Source organism: Maricaulis sp. W15 (assembly GCF_001924955.1).
Lineage (GTDB): Bacteria > Pseudomonadota > Alphaproteobacteria > Caulobacterales > Maricaulaceae > Maricaulis > Maricaulis maris.
Map to the genome: position 1 here is coordinate 344939 of NZ_LQXG01000001.1, position 25019 is coordinate 369957.

At 63.8% G+C, this 25019-nt stretch carries 29 protein-coding genes and 1 other RNA gene; 20 read left to right on the forward strand and 10 right to left on the reverse strand.

Features of this window, described 5'->3' with window-relative positions:
• Positions 1 to 26 precede the first annotated feature (26 nt).
• Together AWH62_RS16590 and AWH62_RS01600 are read left to right on the forward strand one after the other, a co-directional pair.
• Positions 27 to 428 (forward strand): MarR family winged helix-turn-helix transcriptional regulator, encoded by a 402-nt coding sequence (locus tag AWH62_RS16590; RefSeq protein ID WP_083634948.1) that lies wholly within the window; start codon positions 27 to 29, stop codon positions 426 to 428.
• Positions 368 to 1219: an NlpC/P60 family protein gene (locus AWH62_RS01600; protein WP_075188700.1), complete on the forward strand. Its 852-nt coding sequence runs from the start codon at positions 368 to 370 to the stop codon at positions 1217 to 1219. The genes AWH62_RS16590 and AWH62_RS01600 overlap by 61 nt, the downstream gene beginning before the upstream one ends.
• Before the next feature lie 76 nt (positions 1220 to 1295).
• Here the strand turns inward: AWH62_RS01600 and AWH62_RS01605 are convergent, their stop codons facing one another.
• Positions 1296 to 1991, reverse strand: coding sequence for a cytochrome c family protein (locus AWH62_RS01605; protein WP_075188701.1), 696 nt, complete (start codon positions 1989 to 1991; stop codon positions 1296 to 1298).
• A 284-nt stretch (positions 1992 to 2275) separates the two neighbouring features.
• Between AWH62_RS01605 and AWH62_RS01610 the strand changes: the two genes are divergently transcribed.
• On the forward strand, positions 2276 to 2800 hold the full coding sequence (locus AWH62_RS01610) for a porin family protein (RefSeq protein ID WP_083634906.1): 525 nt from the start codon (positions 2276 to 2278) through the stop codon (positions 2798 to 2800).
• A gap of 172 nt (positions 2801 to 2972) precedes the next feature.
• Positions 2973 to 3515, forward strand: coding sequence for an outer membrane beta-barrel protein (locus AWH62_RS01615; RefSeq protein WP_075188702.1), 543 nt, complete (start codon positions 2973 to 2975; stop codon positions 3513 to 3515).
• Between the two features lie 54 nt (positions 3516 to 3569).
• Here AWH62_RS01615 and nudC read toward each other — a convergent pair whose 3' ends face one another.
• Entirely contained in the window at positions 3570 to 4490 is a 921-nt protein-coding gene (gene nudC / locus AWH62_RS01620; RefSeq protein ID WP_075188703.1) for an NAD(+) diphosphatase, read from the reverse strand.
• A 207-nt stretch (positions 4491 to 4697) separates the two neighbouring features.
• On the opposite strand from nudC, the gene AWH62_RS01625 reads away from it, so the two are divergent.
• From AWH62_RS01625 to AWH62_RS01650, 6 genes are all read left to right on the forward strand, one after another.
• Positions 4698 to 4922: a hypothetical protein gene (locus AWH62_RS01625; protein WP_075188704.1), complete on the forward strand. Its 225-nt coding sequence runs from the start codon at positions 4698 to 4700 to the stop codon at positions 4920 to 4922.
• A gap of 44 nt (positions 4923 to 4966) precedes the next feature.
• Positions 4967 to 5065, forward strand: an RNA gene (gene ffs / locus AWH62_RS01630) — signal recognition particle sRNA small type.
• A 127-nt stretch (positions 5066 to 5192) separates the two neighbouring features.
• Positions 5193 to 6998, forward strand: a complete 1806-nt coding sequence (locus tag AWH62_RS01635; RefSeq protein ID WP_075188705.1) for a DNA polymerase III subunit gamma/tau — start codon at positions 5193 to 5195, stop codon at positions 6996 to 6998.
• The gene (locus AWH62_RS01640) at positions 6995 to 7318 is read left to right on the forward strand and encodes a YbaB/EbfC family nucleoid-associated protein (protein ID WP_075188706.1); all 324 of its coding nucleotides are present in this window, start codon (positions 6995 to 6997) and stop codon (positions 7316 to 7318) included. Before AWH62_RS01635 ends, AWH62_RS01640 begins: the two co-directional genes overlap by 4 nt.
• A gap of 12 nt (positions 7319 to 7330) precedes the next feature.
• The gene (gene recR / locus AWH62_RS01645) at positions 7331 to 7936 is read left to right on the forward strand and encodes a recombination mediator RecR (RefSeq protein WP_075188707.1); all 606 of its coding nucleotides are present in this window, start codon (positions 7331 to 7333) and stop codon (positions 7934 to 7936) included.
• Between the two features lie 60 nt (positions 7937 to 7996).
• The gene (locus AWH62_RS01650) at positions 7997 to 8725 is read left to right on the forward strand and encodes a queuosine precursor transporter (RefSeq protein WP_143742861.1); all 729 of its coding nucleotides are present in this window, start codon (positions 7997 to 7999) and stop codon (positions 8723 to 8725) included.
• Between the two features lie 4 nt (positions 8726 to 8729).
• Here the strand turns inward: AWH62_RS01650 and AWH62_RS01655 are convergent, their stop codons facing one another.
• Together AWH62_RS01655 and AWH62_RS01660 are read right to left on the reverse strand one after the other, a co-directional pair.
• Positions 8730 to 9860 carry a PQQ-dependent sugar dehydrogenase gene (locus tag AWH62_RS01655; protein WP_075188709.1) on the reverse strand — a complete coding sequence of 377 codons (1131 nt, stop codon included), beginning with the start codon at positions 9858 to 9860 and terminating at the stop codon, positions 8730 to 8732.
• A gap of 100 nt (positions 9861 to 9960) precedes the next feature.
• Positions 9961 to 11079 carry a GNAT family N-acetyltransferase gene (locus AWH62_RS01660; protein ID WP_075188710.1) on the reverse strand — a complete coding sequence of 373 codons (1119 nt, stop codon included), beginning with the start codon at positions 11077 to 11079 and terminating at the stop codon, positions 9961 to 9963.
• A 187-nt stretch (positions 11080 to 11266) separates the two neighbouring features.
• Here AWH62_RS01660 and rmuC point away from each other — a divergent pair, with 187 nt between their 5' ends.
• Positions 11267 to 12730 carry a DNA recombination protein RmuC gene (rmuC, locus tag AWH62_RS01665; RefSeq protein WP_075188711.1) on the forward strand — a complete coding sequence of 488 codons (1464 nt, stop codon included), beginning with the start codon at positions 11267 to 11269 and terminating at the stop codon, positions 12728 to 12730.
• Between the two features lie 31 nt (positions 12731 to 12761).
• Positions 12762 to 13286 (forward strand): peptide deformylase, encoded by a 525-nt coding sequence (gene def / locus AWH62_RS01670; protein WP_075188712.1) that lies wholly within the window; start codon positions 12762 to 12764, stop codon positions 13284 to 13286.
• Between the two features lie 74 nt (positions 13287 to 13360).
• Here the strand turns inward: def and AWH62_RS01675 are convergent, their stop codons facing one another.
• On the reverse strand, positions 13361 to 14212 hold the full coding sequence (locus AWH62_RS01675; RefSeq protein ID WP_075188713.1) for a pirin family protein: 852 nt from the start codon (positions 14210 to 14212) through the stop codon (positions 13361 to 13363).
• 148 nt (positions 14213 to 14360) lie between these two features.
• Between AWH62_RS01675 and AWH62_RS01680 the strand changes: the two genes are divergently transcribed.
• Entirely contained in the window at positions 14361 to 14933 is a 573-nt protein-coding gene (locus AWH62_RS01680; RefSeq protein ID WP_075188714.1) for a hypothetical protein, read from the forward strand.
• 73 nt (positions 14934 to 15006) lie between these two features.
• Here the strand turns inward: AWH62_RS01680 and AWH62_RS01685 are convergent, their stop codons facing one another.
• Positions 15007 to 15384 (reverse strand): Kazal-type serine protease inhibitor, encoded by a 378-nt coding sequence (locus AWH62_RS01685; protein ID WP_083634908.1) that lies wholly within the window; start codon positions 15382 to 15384, stop codon positions 15007 to 15009.
• A 250-nt stretch (positions 15385 to 15634) separates the two neighbouring features.
• Between AWH62_RS01685 and fmt the strand changes: the two genes are divergently transcribed.
• The gene (fmt, locus tag AWH62_RS01690; RefSeq protein WP_143742862.1) at positions 15635 to 16567 is read left to right on the forward strand and encodes a methionyl-tRNA formyltransferase; all 933 of its coding nucleotides are present in this window, start codon (positions 15635 to 15637) and stop codon (positions 16565 to 16567) included.
• Positions 16567 to 17316, forward strand: coding sequence for a tRNA pseudouridine(38-40) synthase TruA (gene truA / locus AWH62_RS01695; RefSeq protein ID WP_075188716.1), 750 nt, complete (start codon positions 16567 to 16569; stop codon positions 17314 to 17316). The genes fmt and truA overlap by 1 nt, the downstream gene beginning before the upstream one ends.
• Here truA and AWH62_RS01700 read toward each other — a convergent pair.
• From AWH62_RS01700 to AWH62_RS01710, 3 genes are read right to left on the reverse strand one after another with little or no spacing between them, the layout of a single operon-like run.
• Positions 17298 to 17876 (reverse strand): hypothetical protein, encoded by a 579-nt coding sequence (locus AWH62_RS01700; RefSeq protein ID WP_075188717.1) that lies wholly within the window; start codon positions 17874 to 17876, stop codon positions 17298 to 17300. The two genes, truA and AWH62_RS01700, sit on opposite strands and share 19 nt — an antisense overlap.
• On the reverse strand, positions 17873 to 19048 hold the full coding sequence (dapE, locus tag AWH62_RS01705; protein WP_075188718.1) for a succinyl-diaminopimelate desuccinylase: 1176 nt from the start codon (positions 19046 to 19048) through the stop codon (positions 17873 to 17875). Before dapE ends, AWH62_RS01700 begins: the two co-directional genes overlap by 4 nt.
• Positions 19035 to 19601: a hypothetical protein gene (locus tag AWH62_RS01710; protein WP_075188719.1), complete on the reverse strand. Its 567-nt coding sequence runs from the start codon at positions 19599 to 19601 to the stop codon at positions 19035 to 19037. The genes dapE and AWH62_RS01710 overlap by 14 nt, the downstream gene beginning before the upstream one ends.
• 345 nt (positions 19602 to 19946) lie before the next feature.
• On the opposite strand from AWH62_RS01710, the gene AWH62_RS16940 reads away from it, so the two are divergent.
• The 5 genes from AWH62_RS16940 (at position 19947) to AWH62_RS01730 (ending at position 24446) form a co-directional block, all read left to right on the forward strand.
• A complete protein-coding gene (locus AWH62_RS16940) occupies positions 19947 to 20114 on the forward strand; it encodes a hypothetical protein (RefSeq protein WP_158025531.1) in 168 nt (55 codons plus the stop codon).
• Positions 20096 to 20563, forward strand: coding sequence for a cupin domain-containing protein (locus AWH62_RS01715; protein ID WP_075188963.1), 468 nt, complete (start codon positions 20096 to 20098; stop codon positions 20561 to 20563). Before AWH62_RS16940 ends, AWH62_RS01715 begins: the two co-directional genes overlap by 19 nt.
• A gap of 67 nt (positions 20564 to 20630) precedes the next feature.
• Positions 20631 to 21074, forward strand: a complete 444-nt coding sequence (locus tag AWH62_RS01720; protein WP_075188720.1) for a hypothetical protein — start codon at positions 20631 to 20633, stop codon at positions 21072 to 21074.
• Positions 21075 to 21198: 124 nt separating this feature from the next.
• A complete protein-coding gene (locus tag AWH62_RS01725; protein ID WP_083634910.1) occupies positions 21199 to 23466 on the forward strand; it encodes a TonB-dependent receptor in 2268 nt (755 codons plus the stop codon).
• A gap of 5 nt (positions 23467 to 23471) precedes the next feature.
• Entirely contained in the window at positions 23472 to 24446 is a 975-nt protein-coding gene (locus tag AWH62_RS01730; protein WP_075188722.1) for an alpha/beta hydrolase, read from the forward strand.
• A 50-nt stretch (positions 24447 to 24496) separates the two neighbouring features.
• Here the strand turns inward: AWH62_RS01730 and AWH62_RS01735 are convergent, their stop codons facing one another.
• Entirely contained in the window at positions 24497 to 24988 is a 492-nt protein-coding gene (locus AWH62_RS01735; protein WP_158025532.1) for a GNAT family N-acetyltransferase, read from the reverse strand.
• Positions 24989 to 25019 lie beyond the last annotated feature (31 nt).

Here is a 25019-nt window from a genome sequence, read left to right on the forward strand (position 1 = left end):
CGGTCGGACGAGTTCTGGAGTTGGCCATGCCGTCACAGGCGATGACATCGCTTGAGATGATGCGACGCGTGTCGGCGGATGCGGTGCGAGGCGCCGCGGCCGATCTGACGGCGCGTCAATTTGCGCTGCTCCTGGCGATCTTCATGAAGCCAGGTCCGCATGCGATCCGTGACCTTGCGTGCCAGCTCGACCTGCCCAAGCCGGCCGTGACCCGGGCCCTGGATGTGCTGGAACGCCAGGGCTTTGTCCGGCGCAAGCGCGACCGTGCCGACAAGCGCGACGTGTCGGTGCATCGCACTGTAAAGGGAGCGGTTTTCCTGTACGATTACGGCGAAGCCGTTGCCCATCGTGCCGAGGAAACCCGTCAATGTCCCAGCTGGATCCCCGTGTCACCGCCGCCCGCGCCGACCTCGCATCCTCTGAACTGAAGGGGCGCGTCGACGCCGCCCGGTTTGTCGATCCCGTCGAGCATCAAGTCATCATCCCCGCTGCGCCGATCCGCCAGGCACCGGACCATGCTGCCGCCATGGACGACCAGCTCCTGGCGGGTGAGGTCTTTGCAGTACTTGAAGCCCGCGATGGATGGGCCTGGGGACAGTCGCGGGCTGATGGTTATGTCGGCTGGGTGGATATGGCGGGCCTGTCCGCGACGATTCATCCGGTTGATCACAAAGTGTCCGTCCTGCGGACCTATGCCTTCTCCGAACCCAGCATCAAGACAGCGCCGAACCATCTGCTCAGCCTCAATTCATGTTTTGCAGCGGGGCGTCGTGAGGGGCGTTTTGTCGAGGCGGTCGGCCTCGGTTGGGTGATCGCCGCCCATAGCGCGTCATTGGATGACACCGCATCCGACTGTGTCGCCGTCGCCGAGGCCTTTCTCGGGGCGCCCTATCTGTGGGGCGGCAAGGAGAGCCTGGGTCTGGATTGCTCCGGCCTGGTGCAGATGGCGCTGCAGGCGGCCGGTCAGGATATGCCGCGCGATACCGACCAGCAGGAGGCCGTGCTCAAGGCGCTATGGCGGGACGTGACCGGAGAGCCGGAGCGGCAGCGCGGCGATGTGGTGTTCTGGCCCGGTCATGTCGGCATCATGACTGACAGCGAACACCTGTTGCACGCCAACGCGTCGAGCATGGATGTGACGCTGGAGCCCTTCGCCGAGGCCGAGGCGCGTATCCGTACGGCCGAAAACCCGGTGCGGGCGATCTACCGTCCGGCCTGATCCAGCGTCAATTTCAGGCAAGAAAAAACCCCGGACGATCCGCCCGGGGTTTGATCTGTTGGCGATGCGGCCAAGCCTAGTTCTGACCGTCTTCGGTCGTTTGCGGCTCGTCCGTCGCTTCGTCGGTTTGCGCAAGGTCATCGACCATGTCCCCGGCCGCATCCGTCGCGGTTGCCATGGCGTCATCGACGGCTTCGGCGGGCGCTGTGTCGGCCAGCGGCGCCGGCAGTGGCATCGGGTTGTTCGACAGTGAGCGCAGATAGGCGATCAACTCGAGGCGGGTGTCATCATTGCCCAGGCCGCGGAAGGACATCGCCGTGCCCGAGGCATAGCCCGACGGGTTCTCGATGAAGGCGTCGAGCGCCTCATAGGTCCAGTTGCCTTCCAGGCTTTCGAGGGCACCGGAATAGCTGAAACCGTCATGTCCTGCGATGTCGGCACCGACAACGCCCCAGAGATTGGGGCCAACGCCATTGGCGCCACCTTCATTGAAGGTGTGGCAGGCGGCGCAGCGGCGGGCAGCGCGCTCGCCAGCACCGATATCGGCCGCCGCGAGGACGAGACCGTAATCGGTCGGGCCTTCTTCGACCACTTCCGTGCTCGGGCCGGAGCCGATGGCAGCCCAGTCCACCGGATAGGCGGTATTCTCAGCGGTCAGTTCGTGCGCGGCATGCGACGGAACCAGAAGGTGACCCAGCTCGGTAATGGCCAGGACCCCCAGTACTGTTGCCAGCACGACGCCGGCAACCTTGTTCCAGAAGAGTTCGCCCATGGACGCCCCCAAATTCATTCAGGTTGAAAATCGAACCGTGTTTCGCACGCGCCGCGCCCTCAGGCAACACCGCAACGCGCTCATCTGCATGCGGTATCGCGCCGCACAGCGTGATCACGACACGCTTGGTGTGCGCCGGATGCAACACTTTGCGCAGTCTGCATGTCGGCCTGCAGTTCGCCACGCATCCGCCTTGATCCGGACTCGATTGCTCACCAGATAGCGTCTGGCTGGGGGGCGCCAATGGCGTACAGCTAGAAAATACTAATCAAGGTTGATCCAAAATGATCCGCACAGTGCTTGTCTCCTCCCTCTCCGTTCTTGCCCTCACCGCCGGTGCCTTGGCACAGGACGGTCAGATCCGCGTCGGCGGCGGCTATGAAGCCGCTGACTTCGACGGTGTTGATTTCGATACGGTTGTCGTGCGCGGCAGCTATGACTTCACCCGCTATCTGGGTGTCGAAGGCCAACTGAATATCGGCCTCGGCGATGAAAGCGTCACCGTTGGTGCCGTCACCGGCGATGTCAGCCTCGACTATGTCGCTGGCGTGTTCGGCGTGGTCCGTCCCTTCTCCAACGAGAATGGCTCGGTCTTCCTGCGTGCCGGTTACACCACGACGGAAGCCGAAGCCTCGGCCGCCGGCCTGAACTTCAATGCCGACGACCAGGCCTGGGCCTATGGCGTGGGTGGCGAATACTTCTTCGACGGCCGCAACGGCGTCCGCGCTGACTACACCCGCTATGATTATGATGATGGTGGCGAAGCCGATTTCTACGGCATCTCCTACGTTCGTCGCATCGGCGGCTAAGCCGTCTGCCTTCGGGCATTGAAAGGCCGCGGTGCTGCAGCGCCGCGGCCTTTTTCATTGCCGCAATGTCACAATATTGGCGCGATGTAACCTTGATGAACCCGTCATTCAGCGCGCGCTCAGGCAGCGTCGCCTATTCCGAAGTCGAGGGACATTTGCGAGGAATATCACTATGTTGCGTACAATTTCGGTGAGTGTGTTGGCCGTTTTGGCGATGGTCGGCACGGCCAGCGCCCAGGACGACGCGTTCACCCTGTCCGGCGGTTATAGCCAGATCCAGCTGGACGATTTCAAACTCGATGCCGTGACCTTCCGGGCCGGCTATGACGTCAACGCTTATTTCGGTTTCGAAGGCCAGCTCGATATCGGCCTGGGTGATGACACGGTCGCGACCTGTCCGGCCGGTGCGGCGTGCCTTGTCGCTGATCCTTCCGTCGGACTGGATTATGGTGTCGGCCTGTTCGCGATCGGTCGCCTGCCGGTGGGCGAACGCTTCAGCCTCTTTGCGCGCGGTGGCTATGTGCACAACGAGTTTTCGACCAATTTCAGCTATACGGGCGGCATGGATGCCAACAGCTTTGCCTGGGGCGCCGGCGCCGAACTGGCGCTGACCCGTGCCGGGTCATTGCGGTTTGACTACACACGGACTGACTATGACGGCTTTGGCAATGGCGATGCCTACAGCCTGGCTTATGTTCACCGCTTCGGCGGCTGACCGGACCGGGGCCGTGCTTTCGGGCGCGGCCCCGCACCGTTTTGACGACGGGGTTCAGATGTCGCCGTCGGCCCACAATTCCGCAAGGCGGCGGGCGATGGCGATCGAGGGTGGCATGGCGGCGTCGGCGTGGGTGCCGGCCAGCATGGTGCGCACCTCGTCGCGGCTGAACCAGCGTGCCTGCTCCAGCTCGTGCGGGTCGATTGTCACATTGGCATCGGTCACCGGGGCGACAAGGCCGATCATCAAGGACGAGGCGAAGGGCCAGGGCTGACCCATGACATAGCGGACGCCGGCGATGTCGACCTTGATCCCGGCCTCTTCCTCAAGCTCGCGGGCGCAGGCCTCCTCCAGTGTTTCCGCCGGTTCGACGAAACCGGCGAGGGCCGACCAGATGCCCTCCGGCCACGAGGCCTGGCGTCCCAGAAGACAGCGCTCGCCATCGACCGCCAGCATGATCACCACCGGGTCTACGCGCGGGAAGTGTTCGCTCCCGCAGGCGTCACACTGCCGCCGTCCGCCGCCGGATTTTGCCGTGGTGGCGCCTCCGCACGCAGCGCAGAAGCCGTGTCGGGCATGCCAGGCGAGCAGGGCCTTGGCCTGGGCGTAGATGGCCGCTTCGTCATGGCCTAGGGCCATGGCGGCTTGGCGGGCCGGCGTGATCTCGGCATCCAGGGGCAGCTGGTCAGCCGTCGTGATTGTAGCGGCGAAACAGGGCGAGCCCTTGTAGTGGCCGAGAAACAGGCCCGTCGTCATATCAGCCAGTGACGCAATTTCGCTACGGCGGAACCAGAATAATCCGCCCTGGTCCTGCAGGACCGGATCGCCCTCGATGAGGCCCAGCCACCAGCCATCATCACCGCCGAGCAGTGCGGCCATGCCGGCCTCGTCGCGGCGTAGCTGGTCGCCGCGGTCGAGCGGAGAGCCGGCAAAGACCAGCGGGTCGCGGCCGGCCAGGATTTTGCGATCATTCATGGGCAGTATCCGAACATGATGCGGCAACCATCCGGATCGTGGACAGCAATCTGTGTGCAGCCATAGATATGTTTGACCCGGCCTTCAACACGGTCCGTCCCGGGCATTGCCGGGTGCTGGCCAACTGCGGCGCGGCGCGGCGGCTGTCATCTTTCGACTTGATTATGAGAATGAGTCGCAATTACTGTGTATGCAGGAGGTGCCGACATGGCCTGTGATTTTCCCGACGACCGCCCGCGCGCTGTGGCGGACCACGCCCAACGCGCCGTGCGTGACTGGCTGGAAACCCAGGCGCGGGTGACCGGCTATTGGCGCGATGTGCTGCTCTCGTCCGGCGGCAGTCTCGCCCTGATCGAAGCGCTCGACGATCACGCCCGTTTCCTGGAGGCCGCCGCACACCGCGGTGAGGGGGATGTCCTGCAGATACAATGAGACCACGCCTTGCACAGCCGCCTCAGGCACGCGATATAGGGGGCGGAAGATCGGCGGTGGACGAGCGCCTCGCCAACCCGGTCAGGTCCGGAAGGAAGCAGCCGTAACGAGTTTTCGCTCGGGTCGCTGTCCGGTCTTCCACTTCAAGCCCCGCATCGCCCTTCGCGGATCGCGAATCTTGCTCTAGGCTCGATCCCGGCGACCGGTGGGGTCGTCGTGGGGGTTGCCGCGCCCGACCCGCACTCCACTCGCACCAGCCGACAGGACGTCATGGACGACACGCCGCTCCCAGCCGAAGACACCGGAGCGACCGAAGCGTTGATGCCCGGGCTCGATCTGCCGGCCACCGGTCCGACGCCGGGCTATCAGGTGCTGGCGCGCAAATACCGCCCGAACACATTCGAAGACCTGATCGGCCAGGACGCCATGGTGCGGACCCTGACCAATGCCTTCGCCGCTGGCCGCATCGCCCATGCCTACATGCTCACCGGGGTCCGCGGGGTCGGCAAGACGACGACAGCCCGCCTGATCGCGCGGGCCCTGAATTTCCAGACCGACGAGATCGATGCGCCGTCCATGGCCCTGGCCGAGTCAGGCCGCCATTGTGATGCCATCGCCCGCTCGGCCCATGTTGATGTGATGGAGATGGATGCCGCCTCGCGCACCGGCGTCGGCGATATCCGCGAAATCCTGGAAGGCGTGCGCTACGCCCCGGTGTCGGCCCGCTACAAGGTCTACATCATCGATGAAGTCCACATGCTCTCGACCTCCGCCTTCAACGCCCTGTTGAAGACGCTGGAGGAGCCGCCCGAGCACGCCAAATTCATCTTCGCGACGACCGAAATCCGCAAAGTCCCGGTGACCGTATTGTCGCGTTGCCAGCGGTTCGACCTCAAGCGGATCGACCGTGAAGTCCTGACCGATCATCTCGACCGCATCTGCGGCCTGGAGGGCGCGTCGGTCGAGCGGGACGGCCTGTCGCTGATTTCGCGCGCGGCCGAAGGTTCGGTCCGTGACGCCTTGTCATTGCTCGACCAGGCGATTGTCCAGGGCAGCGATGCCGACGGGCCGGTCAGCGCGCCGCAAGTCCGTGACATGCTCGGCCTGGCCGATCGGGCCCGGGTGCTCGACCTTCTGGAGCAGACTTTGACCGGCAAGACTGCCGACGCGCTGGCCGAGCTGGCCTCCCTGCATGATGCTGGCGGCGACCCGGTGGTGATCACGCGCGACCTGCTGGACTATGTCCACGCCACGGCGCGGGTGAAGGCCGCCGGCCCCAAGGCCGATCTCGGCGAAGCTGCCGACACGGTAGCGCGCCTGGTGAAGCTGGCGGAGAGCCAGTCGCTGGGGCAATTGACCCGGATGTGGAAAATCCTGCTGACCGGCCTCGATGATGTCCGCGCAGCACCGGATGCCTTGGCGGCCGCCGAGATGACAGTCTTGCGCTTGGCGTCAGCCGCCAGCCTGCCACCGCCCGAAGAGGCCGCCCGCATCCTGGCCGGAATGCCGCGGACGAATGCGCCACCGGAGGCGCCGGGAAAGCCTGATCCGGCCGCTGCGCCGGCACCGACTGCCATCGCCGGGCACGACGCCCCGGCAGCCGCCCATCGTGCTTTGCAGGAACCGGAACAGGCCAGCGCCGTCGAACAGGATGAGGCGGCAATCTCCGGTCCCCAAACCTGGGAAGCGCTGATGGAGATGTTGCGTGACAAGCGCGATATCGGCCTGCAGTCGGACATGGAACGCTATGTCCGCCCGGCGGCGTTCAAGCCCGGCTCCTTCAGCTTCCAGCCGCTTGAGGATGCGCCGCGCGATCTGGCCCAGCGCCTGTCGCGGCGGCTTCTGGAATGGACCGGCGAACGCTGGATGATCCTGGCTGATGCCGGCCTGACGGGCGGCGAGACCTGGGCCGAGCGGCGCGAGCGCGAGAAGGCCGAGCGGCTGGGAGAGGCGCGTCGTGACCCTGCGGTAACCGAGGCGCTGCGCCTATTCCCGGGGGCCGAGATCATCGCCGTGCGCGATCCCGCGCCGGCGCAAACCCGTGACAAAGACGAAACGACGGAGAAACGCGCATGAAGGACCTGATGGGCCTGATGAAACAGGCACAGGCCATGCAGGAGAAGATGACCGAGGCCCAGGCCCGGCTCGACGAGACCGAAGTCACCGGCGAAGCCGGTGCCGGCATGGTCCGTGTCACGCTGACGGCCAAGGGCGACATGGTATCGGTGAAGGTCGATCCGGGTGTGATCGACCCGTCCGAGCCGGAAATCCTCGAGGATCTCGTCAAGGCGGCGCATGCCGACGCCCGCCGCAAGGGCGAAGCCGCCCAGCAGGAGATCATGAAGGAAGCGGCCGGCGGCCTGCAATTGCCGCCCGGCATGCAGATGCCCTTCTAGGTCGCGGTCATAATGAAAACCGCTTCCGCCGGACCCGAGATCGAACGCCTGATCTCGCTGCTCGCTAAACTGCCCGGCCTGGGGCCGCGCTCGGCGCGGCGGGCCGCTCTGCATCTGCTGGGCAAGAAAGACGCGTTGATGCGGCCGCTCGCCGACGCGCTGGCCGATGCTGCCGACAAGATCCGCGCCTGTCAGGAATGCGGCAATCTCGATGTTGCCGATCCCTGCACGGTCTGCGCCGCACCGAACCGTCTGGATGCCGCGATCTGCGTTGTCGAGACCGTCGGCGATTTGTGGGCCCTGGAGCGCGCCGGCGCTTTCAAGGGGCGCTATCATGTACTGGGTGGTGTCCTTTCGGCCTTGGACGGGGTGCGGCCGGAAGATCTCAATATTGCCAAGCTGGTTGAGCGCGCCGCCCGCGATGAGGTCAGCGAAATTGTGCTGGCACTGAATGCCACTGTCGACGGTCAGACGACGGCGCACTATCTGGCCGACCGGATGGCCGATTGCGGTGTGTCGATCACCTCGCTCGCCCGGGGTGTGCCGGTTGGTGGTGAGCTTGACTATCTCGACGACGGAACGCTGGCCGCCGCCTTCCGCAGCCGGTCAAGCGTTTGAATTCTCCTATCCAACGCCGAATTTCCGTCTATTCTCAGAACCGGCATCGGGGAGACAAGCGTGGATCAGGCTAACCCAGAGACGCGTGACGCGATGGATCCGGCACGGATCACGCCGCGGACCTTCATCCTGTTCTTCTGCACTGGCCTGTTCATGGTGTCGCTGGTGCTCGCCGCGATCACCGCCGTCAAGATCCAGGCCTTTCATTTGGGACCGCTTACGGTGCTGGTACCGGCCGGTACACTGGCTTTCGGCCTGACCTATCTTGCCACCGATGTGATCTCGGAAGTCTGGGGCCGCGGTTATGCCCTGTGTGTCGTGATTTCCGGCGTGCTGATGCGTTTTCTCATTCTCATCCTGCTGCTTTACGCCATGCACGCCGAGGCCGTCTTTCCCTTCATCACGACGGGCGGCAGCTGGACCGATGCGCAGCAGGCCGCGTTTGTGGACGTGCTATCTTCGGGCAACCGGACCAATTTCGCTGGCATGGTCGCCTTCGGCATCAGCGCCCTGGCTGATGTGATGATCTTCCACCATTTCCGCGAGAAGGATGCCGGCAAGAACCGGCTTTGGCTGCGCAACAATATCTCGACCATGGTGTCGCAGACCTTCAACAGCGCGATCTTCATCTCGGTCGCCTTTGCGGGCGTCCAGACCTGGTCGGTGATCGGCAGCCTGATACTGGGCCAGGTGATTGTGAAACTGCTCGTCGCCGTGATCGACACGCCGCTGGTCTATTTGTTGCGCAATATTGCCCAAGGTCGGCGACTGACCGACTTGACCGGCTAGTGGCTCAGGGAATGACCGGCACCAGCCGCAAGACGGCACCCTCGTCGGAGTCCGTGAGAATATAGAGATGTCCGTCCGGCCCGGATGCGACATCGCGGATGCGGTCGCCGCGATCAACCAGCAGGTCCTCGCTCGAAATCACCCGGTCACCATCAACTTCCATCCGCACCAGCCGGGAACCCGCCAGGGCGCCGATGAACACATCGCCCTGCCAGCGCTCGAACCCTTCGCCCTCGTAGAACGCCATGCCCGACGGGGCGATGGACGGATCCCAGAACCAGATCGGTTGTTCCAGACCATCGCCATGCGTCGCATCGGAGATCGGCGTGCCGTCATAGTCGATGCCCCAGGTGATGCGCGGCCAGCCGTAATTATTGCCAGCCTCGATGATGTTGATCTCGTCACCGCCACGGGCGCCGTGTTCATGGGTCCAGACCGAGCCGGTCTGCGGGTTGATGGCGATGCCTTGCACATTGCGGTGGCCATAGGTGTAAATCTCTGGCCCGGCGCCGCGCACGCTGACGAAGGGATTGTCGAACGGCACGGTCCCATCATCATTGAGCCGGACCACACTGCCGAGATGATTGGCCAGGTTCTGCGCTTCATTGGGATGCAGCCCGCCTTCGCCGAGAGTGAGGAGAAGCGTGCCGTCGGCGATGAACTGGATGCGACCGCCGAAATGCAGGCCGCGCGCCTTGTCGAAATTGACCCGGAACAGCGTCTCGACAGTCTCCAGCGCCGTGGCGTCATCGCTCAACCGGCCGCGGGCGAGGGCCGTGTGGTTGGCGTTGATCCGGCCCTCCGAGAAGGCGAAATAGACGAGGCGATTACTGTCGAACTCAGGGTGCAGGGCGAGGCCCAGCAGGCCGCCTTGCCTGGAAACGAGCATGTCAGGCAGACCCGTGATCGGCGCATCGCGCAACACGCCGTCATCAATCAGTCGCAGCCGGCCCTCGCGTTCGGACACCAGCATGTCGCCGTCCGGGAGAAAGGCGATCGACCAGGGGAATTCCAGCCCCTCGGCCACCGTCTCGACGCGGAAGTCCGCCTGCTCGGTCTCGTGGATCCCGGTTTGTGCCCATCCCGCAGACATCGTCGCGGCGCAGAGGGCGGCAAGGCTTGCAATGATACGCATTCATCAACTCCCGACACGGCATCGCCGCACCAAGACTAGCGCAAGCTTGCCGCCGGGGCAGCGGTGTTTGCATTACGATCCGGGATTTTCCGGAGCAGCGTTAAAGCACGATTGAACCCGCGAAGCTGGCCAGGCGTGATCCCAGACGCGGCTGGAAGGCACTGACCTGCGACCAGCGGCGGCGCAGTCGGCCCGGCAATTCCCCGACCTTGCCCGGCATGCGGGCCACGGCCAGCTCGGCCAATTCCCAGGTACGGATGCCGACGGCGGCAATGCCGGGTGCGAGAACGCGGCCATCGGCCAGCGGTACGGAATGGCTGGCATAGTATTTCTTGTAGTGATCGCCGCCGCGGCCCAAGTCGATCCGGGTCAGGCCACGGGCCGGGGCTTGTTCGAACAGGCCGTGCAACAGGAGCAGGCCGGGCGAGTAGCGGGACAATTCCGGGTCATAGGCCGGGAACCAGGAATGGTAGATATCGCCACCGACCAGGCCGAACTCGACGGCTGCCAGTCGATCACCGAACCACAATGCCGCGGTCAGGCCTGAAAACTCCGCGCCTTCGCGCTGGCGCAACTCGTCCAGCACTGATTGCACCCAGTCGATCCCGAATACGTTGAGCTTGCCGGTGTCGCGGTACTGGGCTTGTTTCCACTCGCTCAGCGCCGCAAAGGCGCGACCGTCCGGGTCGCCGAGCGTGACGCGGACCTCGCCGAAATCACGGGTGGCGGCGCGCAGGCGGCGGGCGGTTTTCTTGAAGTGATCCTTGTGCGCCGAGCGGCGCTCTTCCAGGAAGGCGGCACCGTCTGCGCCGATATCGGCGACATGGCTGCCGCAGCGCTGGCGCCGGGTTTCGCCGGTCGCGCGCAGGGGGCCGTGCCAATTGTCGAAGACCAGTGCCGAGCCGCCCGCCGCCCTGGCCAGGCGTTCCGGTGCGATGCGTGACGGGTCTTTGGCGATGACACCCTGATAGTCGCTCATCGGAGCACCGATCGGTCGGACAATGCCGCCATGTGCGGTGTGATGCGGGAAATAGCCAACGGTTTCGCCGCCATCCTCAATGATGGCAACACGGGAGTCCGGGCGGGCGCGGGCGACAGTTTGTGCAAATTCAAAACGCAGATACGGGCTGATGAGCTTGCCATCCGGGCACGCCCAACGGTTCCACTGGTCGGCCTGGCTTGCGGAAATGTCCTCGATTGACACGATTTGTGTGCGCACCTTGTCCCTCCCAAGACGTTCACCCTTGTCCAAGCAAGGGACGGGCCGGTTTGCGACGTCGCCGCTTCAAGTGGCCGGTGACAGGTTTTGTCGGGTCTGCGTGGCAGGGTGAGATGAGCAAGGCGGGCGGCTGGCCGCTCCGGGCCGACTCATCCAGAATGGCCGCCAATCAGAAGGTGCTGAAACCGTGACCCTCAACGAGATATCCACCGATACTTGGCTGGTTCTGGCCGGGATCGCCCTTCTCCTCATCGTGCTGGCCGGGTTGATCCTGTCGCGCAAGCCGGACACCGCCGGGATCGACACCGGCGAGGCCGACCGGCTGCGGGCCGAGCGCGATGACTGGCGCCAGCGCCAGGAGACCACCGCGAGTGATCTCGCCAAGGCGCGTGAGGCACTGGCGCGGCTCGACGGTGTCAGCGAGGAGCGTGACCGGCTGCGGATACAGCTGGAAACGGTCACGACCGAGCGCAATGCGCTCAATGCCCGCCATGAAGCGCTCAAGACCGAGCATGAGGCGACCCAGCGCCATCATGGTGAGAAACTGGCCGAGCTTGAGAAGGCCCGCGAGCGGCTGTCCGAGCAGTTCAAACTGACCGCTGGCGAGATACTGAAAGCCTCGGGCGAAGAGTTGAACAAGCAGAGCACCGACAATCTCCAGACCCTGCTCAAGCCCTTGCGGGAACAATTGAGCGAGTTTCGGACCAAGGTCGAAACCGACGCCAAGGAACGCCATGGCCATGCCGGCGAGATCAAGCAATTGATGGAGACCGTGCGCAAGGACGCTTCGCGCATGTCGGAGGACGCCCAGAAGCTCGCCAATGCGCTGCGCTCATCGTCCAAGGTTCAAGGTGATTGGGGCGAGATGGTTCTGGCCAGCATTCTCGAGCGAGCCGGGCTGCTGGAAAACGAGCACTTCCACACCCAGTCCACCGAACGCAATGCCGACGGCGCACTGCTTCGTCCCGATGTGATCGTCGACATGCCGGGCAGTCATCGCCTGGTGATTGACTCCAAAGTGTCGCTGACGGCCTTCGAACGCTGTGTGAATGCCGAGGATGACGAGGCCCGGGCGGCGGCGTTGAAACAGCACATCGCCTCGGTGCGGGCCCATATCAAGGCGCTGGGCGAGAAGGACTATGCCAAGCTCTATGAAGGCGTGAATTTCACACTGATGTTCATTCCGCTCGAAGGCGCGGCCTCGCTGGCGCTGCAGAATGACCCCGAATTGTCGAGCTTTGCCTGGGAGCGCAATGTCATGATCGCGACGCCGACGACGCTGATGATGGCCATGCGCACGGTCGGCAATCTGTGGACCATTGACCGCCAGAACCGCCACGCCATCGATATCGCCGATCGCGCCGGCGCGCTTTACGACAAGTTCGAGGGTTTCGTCGGAGACCTGGAAACCGTCGGCAAGCGCATCGACGGCGCCAAGGATGCCTGGGCGGCGGCCAAGGGCAAGCTGGTCGAGGGACGCGGCAATCTCGTGCGCCAAACCGAAATGCTCAAAACGCTCGGTGCCAATGCCCGCAAGTCCCTTCCGGCCGAGTATCTGGACGCGGCCGGCGCGGATGAGGGTGCCCCAAGCGCCGAGGCCGATCCAGCCTCCAAGCCTGCCCTGACAGCTCCGGAAGCGGTCGATTCTTGATCCTTTAAGCCGGGGCGACTATCTAGGGGCCATGGCTGTTCTTGAAATCCGCACCGTTCCCGATCCTGTCCTCAAAGAGGTGTCGCAACCTGTTGATCAGGTTGATGATGACCTCCGCCAGCTGATGGATGACATGTTGCAGACCATGTATGCCGCTGATGGCATCGGTCTGGCGGCGATCCAGGTTGGCGTTGCCAAGCGGGTCATCGTCATGGATCTGGCCGGTCCGGACGAGGAAGCGCAGCCGCGTTATTTCGTCAATCCGGTTCTGTCCGACCCGTCTGACACGCTGAAACCCTATGAAGAGGGCTGCCTGTCCGTGCCGACCGTCTATGACGAGGTCGAGCGCCCGGACCGGATCCGCATCCGCTATCTCGATTATGATGGTAATCCGCAGGACGAAATTGCCGAAGGCATGTTCGCCGTCTGTATCCAGCACGAGATGGACCATCTCGAAGGCGTGCTCTTCATCGACTATTTGTCCCGACTGAAACGCCAGCGCGCGGTCCAGAAGGTGAAGAAGGTCGAGAAGTCGAAGGGCCGCGACGCGGCTTAAGCCGTCGGTATTGTGTAACAAAAAGGGCGCCTGGATCTCTCCGGGCGCCCTTTTCGTACCAGGTCTCGTCGTTCTCAGAACTTCCCGGCCTGGAAGTCACGCACGGCCTGGTGCAGTTCGGCTTCGGTATTCATCACGAAGGGGCCATAGCGGGCGACCGGCTCGTTGATCGGCTTGCCGGCGACCAGCAGCAGGCTGGCGCCTTCGGGTCCGGCCTTGAGTTCGATCCGGTCACCATCTTCCAGCACGCCGAGATCGGGATCATCGACACGGCCTTCGCCGGACGAGACCGAACCCTTGTAGACCGCGATGAAGGCGGTGTGGCCGGGATCGATCGACTCATCCAGCGTGGCGCCGGGTTCGAGCACGATGTCGAGCAGGGTCGGCTGGATGGCGACTGACCTGGCGGGGCCCGTGACGCCGGTCGAGCTGGTGCCGGCGAGGACACGCAGGCGCGCCCCGTCGCGGGTTTCGACCGGGATTTCCGACTTGTCGAACTCCTGATAGCCGGGATCGGTCATCTTCAGCTTGCCGGGCAGGTTGACCCAGAGCTGGAAGCCCCACAGCCGGCCATCGTCCTGTATGGGTTGTTCCGAATGCACGATGCCGCGACCGGCCGTCATCCATTGGACGCCGCCGCCCTCAATCACGCCGGCATGCCCCTTGTTGTCGCCATGGCGCATCTTGCCATCGAGCATGATGGTCACGGTTTCAAATCCGCGATGCGGGTGATTGGGAAAGCCGGCCATGTAGTCGGCGCTGTCGTCCGAGCGGATCTGGTCGAGCATGAGAAAGGGGTCGAGGTCCATCAGGCCGCGATGACCGAGCATGCGGGTCAATTTGACGCCGGCGCCGTCGGATGTCGGCAGGCCGCGTGACACCTTGGTGATCCGGCGGGTCCGGGTGAGCGTAGCAGTGGCAGACATGGCGTGTTCCTGTCCGATAAGCCCGAGTGGGCGCGAGGCAGACCACAAGATAGGGATTTTCGTCAGGCTTGCTATGCAGGCCGGTGAAACTCATCGTTTCCATATCGGAAGTGATCGGGCAAGCTATTGCCGAATAGAGGGGGAATTCATGCGAGTAATCAGTTTTTTGACGCTTCCGCTGGTCTTGGCGGCTTGCTCGCCATCGTCCCCGCCTGCGGGTGACGCACTCTTCTCGACCCTGTCTGATCTGTGCGGGCAGGCTTTCGAGGGGCGCGTGGTGAGTGACGATCCGCGGGATGCAGATTGGGCCTCCGAGATCCTGACCCTGCACGTTCGTGAGTGTACGCCCGGACAGTTGCGCATGCCGATGCATGTTGGCGACAATCGATCCCGCACATTCGTTTTGAGCCGGGTCGCCGGGGGGCTTGAATTCAAGCATGAGCACCGGCACGAGGACGGCATCGAGGATGTCCTCTCGCAATATGGTGGCACGACCGTCGCCACGCCGACCGAAAGCCATGCCGAGTTCCCGGCGGATCAATTTACCCGGGTCCTGTTTGATCGCGAGGGCATTGCTGTGTCGATGCAGAATGTCTGGTCGATCACACTGACCGACACGACCTTCACCTATGCACTCGACCGACCGGGTCGGCATTTCGAGGCCGAGTTTGATCTCACCGAACCCGTCGATGCACCGCCGCCGCCCTGGGGCGCCGGGTAGCAGAACGGGAAACGGGCTGGTCGTTTCCGAACCAGCCCGTCCCTGTCGGCAGTCCTGTCAGTGACGGCGACGCTTAGTCTTGCGTCTCTTCGTCAGCATGGCATTCGCCGGTCGCTGCGACTTCGACGCCGTCAGCGGCTGCTTCGCAAGCATTGCCGTAGGTTTCGCCATTGGCGCCGCAGACCGGAGCATAGTCCTGTGTGCACATCGCTTGCGCGTCGGCAGACAGGTCGGCTTCGGTGGTGATGTCCGCAGGCACCGCGGTCTCAACCGGTGTCTCGACGGTGGTTTCTGCAGCGGTGGTTTCTGCAGCGGTGGTTTCTGCAGCGGGGGTATCTTCGGCCGGGGTTTCGAGTGCGGCCAGATCCTGGTCAGCCGACACGGAGTCCGGCGCCGAGCAGGCCATCAGAAGCACGCCGCCGAAACAGGCAGCGGCAAATTGCATACGCATGTGAGGTGTCCTTGACCCGCGTGCCGTGATCGGCACGTGCGTGCGATCTACCACTTTGCCCGGTTCGCGCGTAGTGGATATTCGAGCGTCTGCCATCACGATTTGTTGCGATCACACACCGTCGTGATCGCCTTTGTCACAAGGCAATCCAAGAGGTGATGGCAAGGGGCAAGTGAGGCGCGGGCTTGGTGTTTCAGCGCCAGGGGCGATATCAAATGCCAATCAGAAGCTTTGACGAACCGGCACGAATATGACCTTGCGCCTCGCCTTCATGGGAACACCCGATTTTGCTGCCCGCTCGCTGGCGGAGATCGCGGCTGCCGGCCATGAGGTCGCCCGCGTCTACACCCAACCCCCGCGCCGACGCGGTCGCGGCCAGGCGGAACAGAAGACGCCGGTCCACCAGCTCGCGGAAGTCCTCGGCATACCGGTCTCGACGCCGGAAAGTTTCCGCGACCCGGCGGTGATCGAGGACTTCGCCAGCCTTGATCTCGATCTCGCGGCCGTTGTCGCCTACGGCCAGATCCTGCCACAGGCAGCGCTTGATGCGCCGCGGCTGGGCTGTCTCAACCTGCACGCCTCTCTTCTGCCGCGCTGGCGGGGTGCGGCACCGATCCAGCGCGCCATCATGGCCGGCGACGACCTGACCGGCGTGCAGCTGCAGCAGATGGAGGCGGGGCTGGATACCGGTCCCATCCTGTTGTCCGAAACCGTCCGGATCAGCCCGACCGATACCGCCGCCAGCCTGCACGACAAGCTGATGGATGCCGGCGCCCTGATGTGGCCGCGGGCCCTGGCGGCGTTGGAGCGCGGCTCCCTCGAAGCCGTGCCGCAGTCCGATGACGGCGTCACCTATGCCAGCAAGATCTCCTCGGCCGAGGCGCGGATTGACTGGACGCGGCCGGCCAGCGAGCTGGTCAGTCATGTTCGCGGTCTCTCGCCCTTTCCGGGCGCCTGGTTTGAGCTGCCGACCGAGAAGGGACCGGTCCGGGTCAAGGTCTTGATGGCAGGGCTTGCCGAGGCCGGGAATACAAGCCCGGGAACGGTGCTGGATGGACTCACCATTGCCTGTGGCGATGGCGCGCTGACGCTCACCCGCCTGCAACGCGAAGGCAAGGGCGCCATGGACGCGGCCACCTTCCTGAATGGCAATAATGTGCCGCCGGGCACGGTGCTGGGCTGATGCCGCGCTACAAGATCACGATCGAGTATGATGGCCGCCCCTTCGCCGGCTGGCAGCGCCAGGACAATGCCCCCTCCGTGCAGGAAAGCCTTGAACGGGCGGCCGAGAAGCTGGATGGCGCGCCAGTCCTTGTCTATGGCGCCGGTCGCACCGATAGCGGCGTGCACGCGCTGGCCCAGGTCGCCCATCTCGATCTGACCAAGGACCTCTCCACCGACAAGGTGCGCGACGCCATCAATTACCATCTCAAACCGCACCCGGTGGCGGTGATTGAGGCGGCGCGCGTCGCCGACGACTTCCATGCCCGTTTTTCGGCGACACAGCGTCACTATCTCTACCGCATGATCGACCGCCGGGCGCCGCTCACCCTCGACAAGGGACAGGTCTGGCGGGTGACCCGAAAGCTCGACGCTGACGCCATGCATCATGCCGCCCAGGCACTGATCGGTCAGCATGATTTCACCACGTTCCGCGATGCCCAATGCCAAGCCGAGAGCCCGGTCAAGACGCTCGATGCGATCGCGGTGTCACGCTATGGCGAAGAAGTGCAGCTGACCTGTTCGGCCCGTTCCTTCCTGCACCGGCAGGTGCGATCAATGGTGGGTTCACTGGTCGAAGTCGGCGTTGGCAAATGGTCGGCGCGGGACTTCAAGCGTGCCCTCGACGCTGCCGATCGCAGCCGGTGCGGCCCTGTCGCGCCCGCCGACGGCCTTTATCTGACGGCGGTGGACTACCCGGCCGGTGCCTGACCGGTCGCCAGTGCCTGGCTGATTGCGACCAGCACCAGGAATGAGGTCATTGCCGGGATGGTTGCCGTCAGTGCTGCCGTGATGGTTGGAAGGCCCAACGTCACATAGGCGATGCGCCAGTGCACGAGAATGCGCAGATAGCCGTACAGGAAGAACAGGAAGTCGCGGAACTGGGCGTTGATCAGGCCGATCACTTCCAGCGACAGGATGGCGGCGATCACGCCATAAAGCCAGACCACGCCCCAATTGTGGACGACGACCCAGTGCAGATAGCGTTTTCGGGCACCGGCAATCGCCACTGCGAGCGCGGCGGTCAGCGGAAAGCTCAACCAGGTCCCGAAGAAAATCAGGAAATAGGTCTCGGCGCTGACCGTGGTGCCCAGATGCTGTCGCTCGAGATGGGCCAGCGCCGCAAGCGGCAACGCAAACAGGATGGCGCCGAACGAACGCCAGAAGCCGCGCAGCGAGACGTCGAACATTGCTTCGCCGCCCGGCCGGAAGGTCAGCAAGCGCAGGGCGCCGACCATGCCGCGCCAGCCTTCCATCACCAGGCCGATCATGCGGGGTGATCCTGGAAATAGCGGGTCAGGATGCGGGTGTAGATCGCGGTCAGGGTCTCGATATCGCTGATCGCCACATGTTCATCGACCTGATGCATGGTGGCGCCGACCAGGCCGAATTCGGCGACCGGGGCATAGAGCTGGATGAAGCGGGCATCGCTGGTGCCGCCGCCGGTGGTCAGGGCCGGGCGACGACCGGTTTCCGCCTCCACACAATCCTGCAACAAGGTCGTGAAGGCGCCGGCCGGGGTCAGGAAGGCCTCGCCGGTGACATGGATGTCGGCCTCGACCCGTCCATCAAAATCAAGATCGCTCTTGGCCACCTCGTCACGAATCCACTGGCTCAGTGCGTCACCGGTATGGGCAATGTTGAAGCGGATATTGAAACGCGCCGTGGCGGTTGCCGGAATGACATTGGTCGTTGGATTGCCGACATCGACGGATGTGACCTCCAGATTGGATGGCTGGAAGGGCGAAACCCCGTCATCCAGCTTGCGCGCCATAAGGCGGCCAAGCAGCGTGAGCAGCGGCGGGATCGGGTTTTCGGCCCGTTCGGGATAGGCGACATGGCCCTGCCGACCGGTCACGGTCAGCGTGCAGTTCAGCGAGCCGCGCCGACCCGACTTGATGGTGTCGCCAAGCTGGTTGGGATTGGTCGGCTCACCGACCAGGCAATGATCGAATTGCTCGCCCTCATCGGCCAGCGCCTTGAGGACAGCCTTGGTGCCGTCGATGGCCGGACCTTCCTCATCGCCGGTGATCAGGAAGGCGATCGATCCGTTTGGCTCGCCGGCGGCGTCCAGGAAGCGCTGAACCGAGGCGACCATGGCCGCAATGGCGCCCTTCATGTCGGCCGCGCCACGCCCCCATAAAAGACCGTCTTCGGCTTCGGCGCCGAAAGGCGGTCGCTGCCAGTCTGCATCAGCCCCGGGCGGAACCACATCGGTATGGCCTGCGAATAGGAAGCAGGGAGAGGCCGTGCCGCGCCGCGCATAAAGATTGTCGACCTCGCCGAACGGGTAGCGGCGGCAGGCAAAGCCTAGCTGCTCAAGTGCCGCTTCCAGCACATCCAGCGCACCGGCATCGACCGGCGTCACCGACGGGCGCCGGATCAGGGCTTGGGCGAGCGGCAGGGGATTGGCGAGATCATTTGCAGTATCAAAGGTCAACAACCAGATCCTTGCCGAATTCGAGGCCGACAATGCGGCAGGCGATCTTGAGCCTCGACAGTTTTTGCTGTCTCGAGAGGTTCACATCGACATACCAGTCGTCGATCAGCTTTTCAGCCATATTCACCAGCGATGGGGACTTGGGATATAGGGCCTGCGGCGACCGTGCGACAATTCGGCGGCGTCTCGAGGCTGTGTCAGCGAGCCGGTGAAGTGTACCAGGATATTGTTTTTCCAGCCAGATCAAAGCCAATCGGTAGGCGGCCTTTTGGCTTTCCGCGAACTGGGCATAGATGTTCAATCGAACCAGATAATCACCGGTCTTCCGGTCGCTGACGCCCGCCATGTCCTGCCAGCCCCCTGGTGGCGGGCGCGACTCTTCCTGGCGAAGCGGGTGCGGTGTGGTCGGACGGGCTGAGGGCTTTATGTCCCCGCCGACGGCGCGCCTGTCGCTTGCGGCTGCCAGGACACGTTTGAGAATGTCCAGTTGCGTCTCGTCCAACGAAGCCCGTTGCGATTCCAGCGCCTGATGCGCGTCCAGATCGAGCTGCAGCAAGCCTGCTTGCGTCAAATTCGTAGTCATAACGCTGCCTCCTTATTATCCTTATAAGGCATTCTAAGAAAAAAGTAGGTTATATTTCCTTACAAGGGGAATGGGCATTGATCTGGCATACGCTGGGCCGATGGCAGCCGGTGGCCGGGCGGCGAGGAGGCAAGGAGGCGAGGCGGCGAGGATGCCGCGTGCAAGGTGCAGAGGCCGAGGCCGAGGCCGTGGGGCGGGGGCAGGGTTGGGCCGCCGGTGTCACTGCGAAAGTTTGCCGTAGCGATCAGCGGTCGTATTGGTCGTAACGGGTTATACAGGGCGGCGGGTTTGCGTTGTCCGCGAGATCATGTGGTCGCCATGGTGCTGGTGCTGGTGCTGGTGCTGGTGCTGGTGCTGGTGCTGGTGCTGGTGCTGGTGCTGGCGTGGGGCGTCACCGATATTCGGTGCCGGACAGGCGCGCAGGCGGCGCCAAACTGCGGCTGCCAGGCAAGACCAAGGAGGCAACCATGCCCAAATTTGCCGTGAGTGACATTCAGGAAAGCTCGGGTACCGGATATCCGCCGGAATTCGCTGGCGTGGTCGACGGGCGCCTGGTGCGCCGATTGACCGGGCCGGCAGGGCTCAGCCAATTCGGGGTCAATCTCGTTCGGCTCAAGCCGGGTGCTTGGTCGGCGCAGCGCCATTGGCACACCCATGAGGATGAATTTGTCTGGCTTGTGGAGGGCGAAGCCGTGCTGGTCACCGATGACGGCGAAACCCCGATACGGGCGGGCGAATGCGCTGGCTTTCCTGGCGGCGTGGCGGACGGGCATTGTCTCATCAACAAGTCGGAGGTCGATTGTGTCTTCCTGGTCGTCGGTTCCCGCTTGGATGAAGACGGGGCGCACTATCCCGACATTGACCTGGAAGCGAAGCCTGGTCGCTATTCCGGGCCGGGTCTGTTCACACGCAAGGATGGCGCGCCGGTTGGCTAGAGCGTGTCGCCCGGGCGCCGATCGCTTGCCCCGAGCGCCACAAGCGCGGTAATGCAGGGGTTTGGGAATGAGTGCCGGAACCGGTATGCGCAAGGATGACCGCAATACGATGAATGTCGACGCGCTGGCCGACTGGTCGGAATTCCTGGAAGACTATGCACGCGACTGGGATCGCGCCTTTGACGGGCAACCGCATTATTTCACGCAGGAATTCTGGTATCTTTTCGTCGCTTGCCTGCGCTCGCACTGGCGCGGCACGCCGATCACCGTATCGGCCGCTTGCCAGGCCATGAAGACCGGATCCAACCGGACCCGGGAAGAGCGGATCAATCGGGCCGTCAGTGACGGTTTTCTCACAAAGGCGAAGACCGGCGAGGACCGGCGCACAACCGTGCTGGTCCCGTCCGAGCGCCTCGAGGCCCTGTTGCGCGGGCACCTCGAACGCACCCTGGCGGCGGGCCGGGCGCATTTCGGTCTCGGTCCGGAAACAGTAGATGACAGCGAAGAATAGACGCAGATTTTGCGGGTATTCTTTCCGCTATTTCTCCGGTTGAGCGCAGTCTCCAGCCGGGCGCACACTTCTCCCAACATGAGATCAAGCCGGAATAACCGGTCGATCATGGGGAGGAATACCAATGAAAATGTGTCTATTCCGGACATCTTCGACAATCGCCGTGTGTATCGCTCTGGCCGGGTCCATCAGTCTCGCCACCGCCAGTTCTGCGCAGGCCCAAGGCGGCGACGGGGCCGCTGCCCGCACCAGCAATGACGTGATCGTCGTGACGTCTCGGCGCCGCGAGGAATCCCTGCAGGATGTGCCATTGTCGGTCTCGGCCTTCGGCGAGGCGCAGCTGGAAGACCTCCAGGCGAGCGACATCTCTGCCCTGCAGAACGCCGTGCCCAACCTGACCATGCATACCGGCGACGCCGAAAACGCGGTCATCTATATCCGCGGCGTCGGCCAGGTCGACTCACTCGCTTTCGCCGAGCCGGGTGTCGGTGTCTATCTGGATGATGTCTATCTGGCGCGCACCCAGGGCGCGATCCTCGACGTGTTCGACGTTGAACGGGTGGAAGTGCTGCGCGGGCCGCAAGGCACGCTGTACGGCCGCAACACGATCGGTGGCGCCGTGCGCTTCATCTCGATCCGGCCGGGCTCGGACCCGGGCGCGCGGCTCGAACTGGGAGCCGGCAATCACGGCCAGCTCTTCGCCCGGGCACGCATGTCCGGGGATCTGGTTGATGACAGGCTGGCCGGCAAGGCGGCGCTCTTCTATTCCGCCCGTGATGGCTATTCCACCAATGAGGTCGATGGGTCCGATGATGGCGATGTGAACCGTATCGCGGGTCGTCTCGGCTTCCTGTTCATGCCGACTGATGATGTCGAACTCGAGCTGACGGTGGAAGGGGCAAGCGACAGCCCGGACACTTCACGCACGCCGGCGCGGATGACGGATGTCGCGGGCATTGATCCGGCGACCAGTACAGTCAGCATCTTCGCCGCCCAGGACGATCCCTACGCCATCCGCGCCAGCTATAATGACCTGGATGATCTGTCGAGCTGGGGCGTGACGGCGCGGGCGCAATGGCAGGTGTCGGACGCTTTGAGCCTGACCTCGATCACCGGACAGCGCAGACTGGACTACGACTCCAATCTCGATCTGGACGGCACTGAGTTGGAGATTTTCGAGATCTTTGTTCGTGAGGAAGCCGAGCAGTTCAGCCAGGAGTTTCGCGCCGAATATGATGCTGGCGGTGCCTTGCAACTGACCGGTGGTGTCTATTATTTCGATGATCAGGACACCACGTTTAACGGGCTGGCTGGCAGTGCCATTGCCCTGCCGCTGGGCGGTGGAGCCTATCTGCCCTATCCCCTGCAGACGGCCTCCATCAATGACCAGAACACAGAAGCCTGGGCGGCCTATTTTGACGCCAGCTATGCCCTGTCCGACCGGCTCCGCCTGAGCGGTGGCCTGCGTTATACGTCCGAGGACAAGTCCTTCACGCGGCTGCAGGAAGTCTATGCACCGGGCACGTCCAACCCGCCGCCCTTCCAGACCGGGGCCGGGATTGTGGCGACGGATATCGACACGTCTGAAACCTTTGACGCCCTGACCCCGCGCATCGGGCTGGACTATCGGGTCAATGATGCCGTCATGCTCTACGGGCTGGCCTCGCGCGGCTTTAAGAGCGGCGGCTTTGATGGTCGCTCCAACACGCCTTTCGATGCCAACCCTTATGATCCCGAATTTGTCTGGTCTTATGAGGCCGGCATCAAATCGACGCTGATGGACGGTGAGCTGGTCCTCAATGCGGCGGTCTTCCGGAATGATTACACCGACCTGCAATTGTCCAGCTTCACCGCCAATCCGGGGACGGGTGCCTTTGAGGCCCAGTTTACCAATGCCGGCGAGGCAGTCATCCAGGGCGTTGAGGCGGAAGCCATGTGGCGCCCGGCCGACGGACTCACCCTGACCGGACATGTCGGCTATATGGACGCCTTCTACGAGGAATATATCGGCGCCGGCGGGGTCAATATCGCTGACGACCGGGAACTGGTAAACACGCCGGAATGGAGTGGCGGCATTGCCTTCACCTATGAGTGGCCGGTGAGCGATAATCTCTATGCCACCGTCCATGCCGATGCGTCCTGGCGGTCGAAGACCTATACCACCGTCTCCAGTGCCGAGAGTCTGGCGCAGGATGGCTATGCCCTGGTCAATGCTTTCGCCTCGATCGCTGCGGCGGACGAAAGGTGGGAGATCCGGGCGGGTGTCCGCAACCTGTTTGATGAAGCCTATATCAACCAGGCCTTCGACCTGATCGAATTCCCCGGCTACCAGCTCGCCTACTATGGTGCGCCGCGGACCTTCGACATCCGCCTTGTCCTGCGGACGCAATAAGGCGCATGTGGTTCCGACCCTATACCACCCGGCCCGTACCGCTGGCGCGGGCCCGGCCGCGCCCCCTCTCGAAGGGGGCGCAAGCCTTCCTCGATGCCACCCCGCCGGACGCGCCACCCATCCGTGATCTGCCGCTGGACGAGGCGCGGGCCGCGATTTCAGGGCTGATGACGGAAGTCGACCAGCCCGGCCCGCGCATGAAGTCGGTTGAACCGGCGACCGGGCCCGTTGTCGAGGGGCAAGTCGCAGACCTCAGGGTCTATGAACCGCGGGGCCGGGCGCGCGGTGTGCTGGTCTTCTTTCACGGTGGTGGCTGTGTATTGGGCAATCTGGATGCCTATGACGGCTTCGCGCGCCGCCTGTCGGTGGCGACGCGGCATGTGGTGGCCAGTGTCGGCTATCCCCTGTCGCCGGAAAACAAATACCCGACCGCGATCCATGCAGGTCTCTCGGCCCTGGCCTGGGCCGGGAACGAGCTGGCCCGGCGCGGCCTGTCATCGCTCGCCCTCGCCGGCGACAGTGCGGGCGGAACGATGGCGGCAGCGCTTGCCCTGCGCGCCCGGGACATACCGCAGGTCACGCTCAGCCATTTGGCGCTGTTCTACCCGGTCATGCTGGTTCCCGATCTGCCCGAGCACGGCTCGCGCCAGACCCTCGGTGACGGGCGCTATTTCCTGGCCCGCGAGGATGTCGCCTGGTCGGCGGGCAATTATCTCGACGATCCGGAACTGGCTCGATTGCCGGATGTGTCACCTTTGCTGGCCGACGGGTTTGCCGGGCTGCCGCCGGTCACCGTGATCACAGCCGGCTATGACCCGCTGCGGGATGAAGGTGCCGATTTCGTGTGCCGGGTCCGTCGGGCGGGCGGCAGGGCCGGCCTTTATTGTTTCGAGAACACGCTGCACGGCTTCATGGGATTGAGCCACGCCATGCCGGAATCCGCGCAGGCGTTCAAACTCCTGCGTCGCCGCTTTTCCTGAGTCCCCTCTATGTGGTTCGTCCGGAGGTTTCGGGCGGACCACTTTTTTAGTCAGCCCGTTGCCGGGGGGGGCAGCGATTTTTCCATGGCGAAGCGGGCCAGCGACTGGTCGCCGATGGTGACGGTTTCCTGTGCTGTGACCGCAAAACCCATGGCCGCAAAGGCCGGTCGTGCCTGCAGGCTGGCATGGACGCGCAGGGCAGGTATACCGGTTTCGCGAGCGTGGTCTTCCAGTGCCTGATAGAGACGGCGGAACAGGCCGCATCCCTGCCAGTCTGGATGGATAAAGGCGAAATCGACACAGTCCGGCGGTGCCAGTGTCATGAAGCCGACGGGATGGTCATCCTGTTCGGCCAGGATGATGGTCTGACCGGACAGGCGGGCATCCCAGTCCGGGCCGGACCGCGGCGCGGCAATCCAGGCTTGGCGCTGGGCCGCACGGTACGGGCTGCCGGGGCCATGCACGGCGGCATGCATGAGCAAGCCGAGCGCGTCATGATCGGCAGCGTTGCCGCGACGCAGGACCGGTTTCATCGCCGTCATACCCATTGCATTGATCAAAGGCGCAGGAGCT

Excerpts from the sequence above, each read along its gene's own strand:
- AWH62_RS01730 (WP_075188722.1), top strand. The coding sequence starts at position 23,472 with ATGTGGTTCCGACCCTATACCACCCGGCCCGTACCGCTGGCGCGGGCC.
- AWH62_RS01655 (WP_075188709.1), bottom strand. The coding sequence starts at position 9,860 with ATGCGTATCATTGCAAGCCTTGCCGCCCTCTGCGCCGCGACGATGTCT.
- AWH62_RS01725 (WP_083634910.1), top strand. The coding sequence starts at position 21,199 with ATGAAAATGTGTCTATTCCGGACATCTTCGACAATCGCCGTGTGTATC.
- AWH62_RS01700 (WP_075188717.1), bottom strand. The coding sequence starts at position 17,876 with ATGATCGGCCTGGTGATGGAAGGCTGGCGCGGCATGGTCGGCGCCCTG.
- AWH62_RS01635 (WP_075188705.1), top strand. The coding sequence starts at position 5,193 with ATGGACGACACGCCGCTCCCAGCCGAAGACACCGGAGCGACCGAAGCG.
- AWH62_RS01600 (WP_075188700.1), top strand. The coding sequence starts at position 368 with ATGTCCCAGCTGGATCCCCGTGTCACCGCCGCCCGCGCCGACCTCGCA.
- AWH62_RS01675 (WP_075188713.1), bottom strand. The coding sequence starts at position 14,212 with ATGTCTGCCACTGCTACGCTCACCCGGACCCGCCGGATCACCAAGGTG.
- AWH62_RS01605 (WP_075188701.1), bottom strand. The coding sequence starts at position 1,991 with ATGGGCGAACTCTTCTGGAACAAGGTTGCCGGCGTCGTGCTGGCAACA.
- AWH62_RS01640 (WP_075188706.1), top strand. The coding sequence starts at position 6,995 with ATGAAGGACCTGATGGGCCTGATGAAACAGGCACAGGCCATGCAGGAG.
- nudC (WP_075188703.1), bottom strand. The coding sequence starts at position 4,490 with ATGAATGATCGCAAAATCCTGGCCGGCCGCGACCCGCTGGTCTTTGCC.
- recR (WP_075188707.1), top strand. The coding sequence starts at position 7,331 with ATGAAAACCGCTTCCGCCGGACCCGAGATCGAACGCCTGATCTCGCTG.
- AWH62_RS01715 (WP_075188963.1), top strand. The coding sequence starts at position 20,096 with ATGCCCAAATTTGCCGTGAGTGACATTCAGGAAAGCTCGGGTACCGGA.
- AWH62_RS01625 (WP_075188704.1), top strand. The coding sequence starts at position 4,698 with ATGGCCTGTGATTTTCCCGACGACCGCCCGCGCGCTGTGGCGGACCAC.
- AWH62_RS01685 (WP_083634908.1), bottom strand. The coding sequence starts at position 15,384 with ATGCGTATGCAATTTGCCGCTGCCTGTTTCGGCGGCGTGCTTCTGATG.
- AWH62_RS01610 (WP_083634906.1), top strand. The coding sequence starts at position 2,276 with ATGATCCGCACAGTGCTTGTCTCCTCCCTCTCCGTTCTTGCCCTCACC.
- AWH62_RS01615 (WP_075188702.1), top strand. The coding sequence starts at position 2,973 with ATGTTGCGTACAATTTCGGTGAGTGTGTTGGCCGTTTTGGCGATGGTC.
- AWH62_RS01680 (WP_075188714.1), top strand. The coding sequence starts at position 14,361 with ATGCGAGTAATCAGTTTTTTGACGCTTCCGCTGGTCTTGGCGGCTTGC.
- fmt (WP_143742862.1), top strand. The coding sequence starts at position 15,635 with ATGACCTTGCGCCTCGCCTTCATGGGAACACCCGATTTTGCTGCCCGC.
- AWH62_RS01720 (WP_075188720.1), top strand. The coding sequence starts at position 20,631 with ATGAGTGCCGGAACCGGTATGCGCAAGGATGACCGCAATACGATGAAT.
- AWH62_RS01735 (WP_158025532.1), bottom strand. The coding sequence starts at position 24,988 with ATGACGGCGATGAAACCGGTCCTGCGTCGCGGCAACGCTGCCGATCAT.
- def (WP_075188712.1), top strand. The coding sequence starts at position 12,762 with ATGGCTGTTCTTGAAATCCGCACCGTTCCCGATCCTGTCCTCAAAGAG.
- AWH62_RS16590 (WP_083634948.1), top strand. The coding sequence starts at position 27 with ATGCCGTCACAGGCGATGACATCGCTTGAGATGATGCGACGCGTGTCG.
- AWH62_RS16940 (WP_158025531.1), top strand. The coding sequence starts at position 19,947 with ATGGTGCTGGTGCTGGTGCTGGTGCTGGTGCTGGTGCTGGTGCTGGTG.
- truA (WP_075188716.1), top strand. The coding sequence starts at position 16,567 with ATGCCGCGCTACAAGATCACGATCGAGTATGATGGCCGCCCCTTCGCC.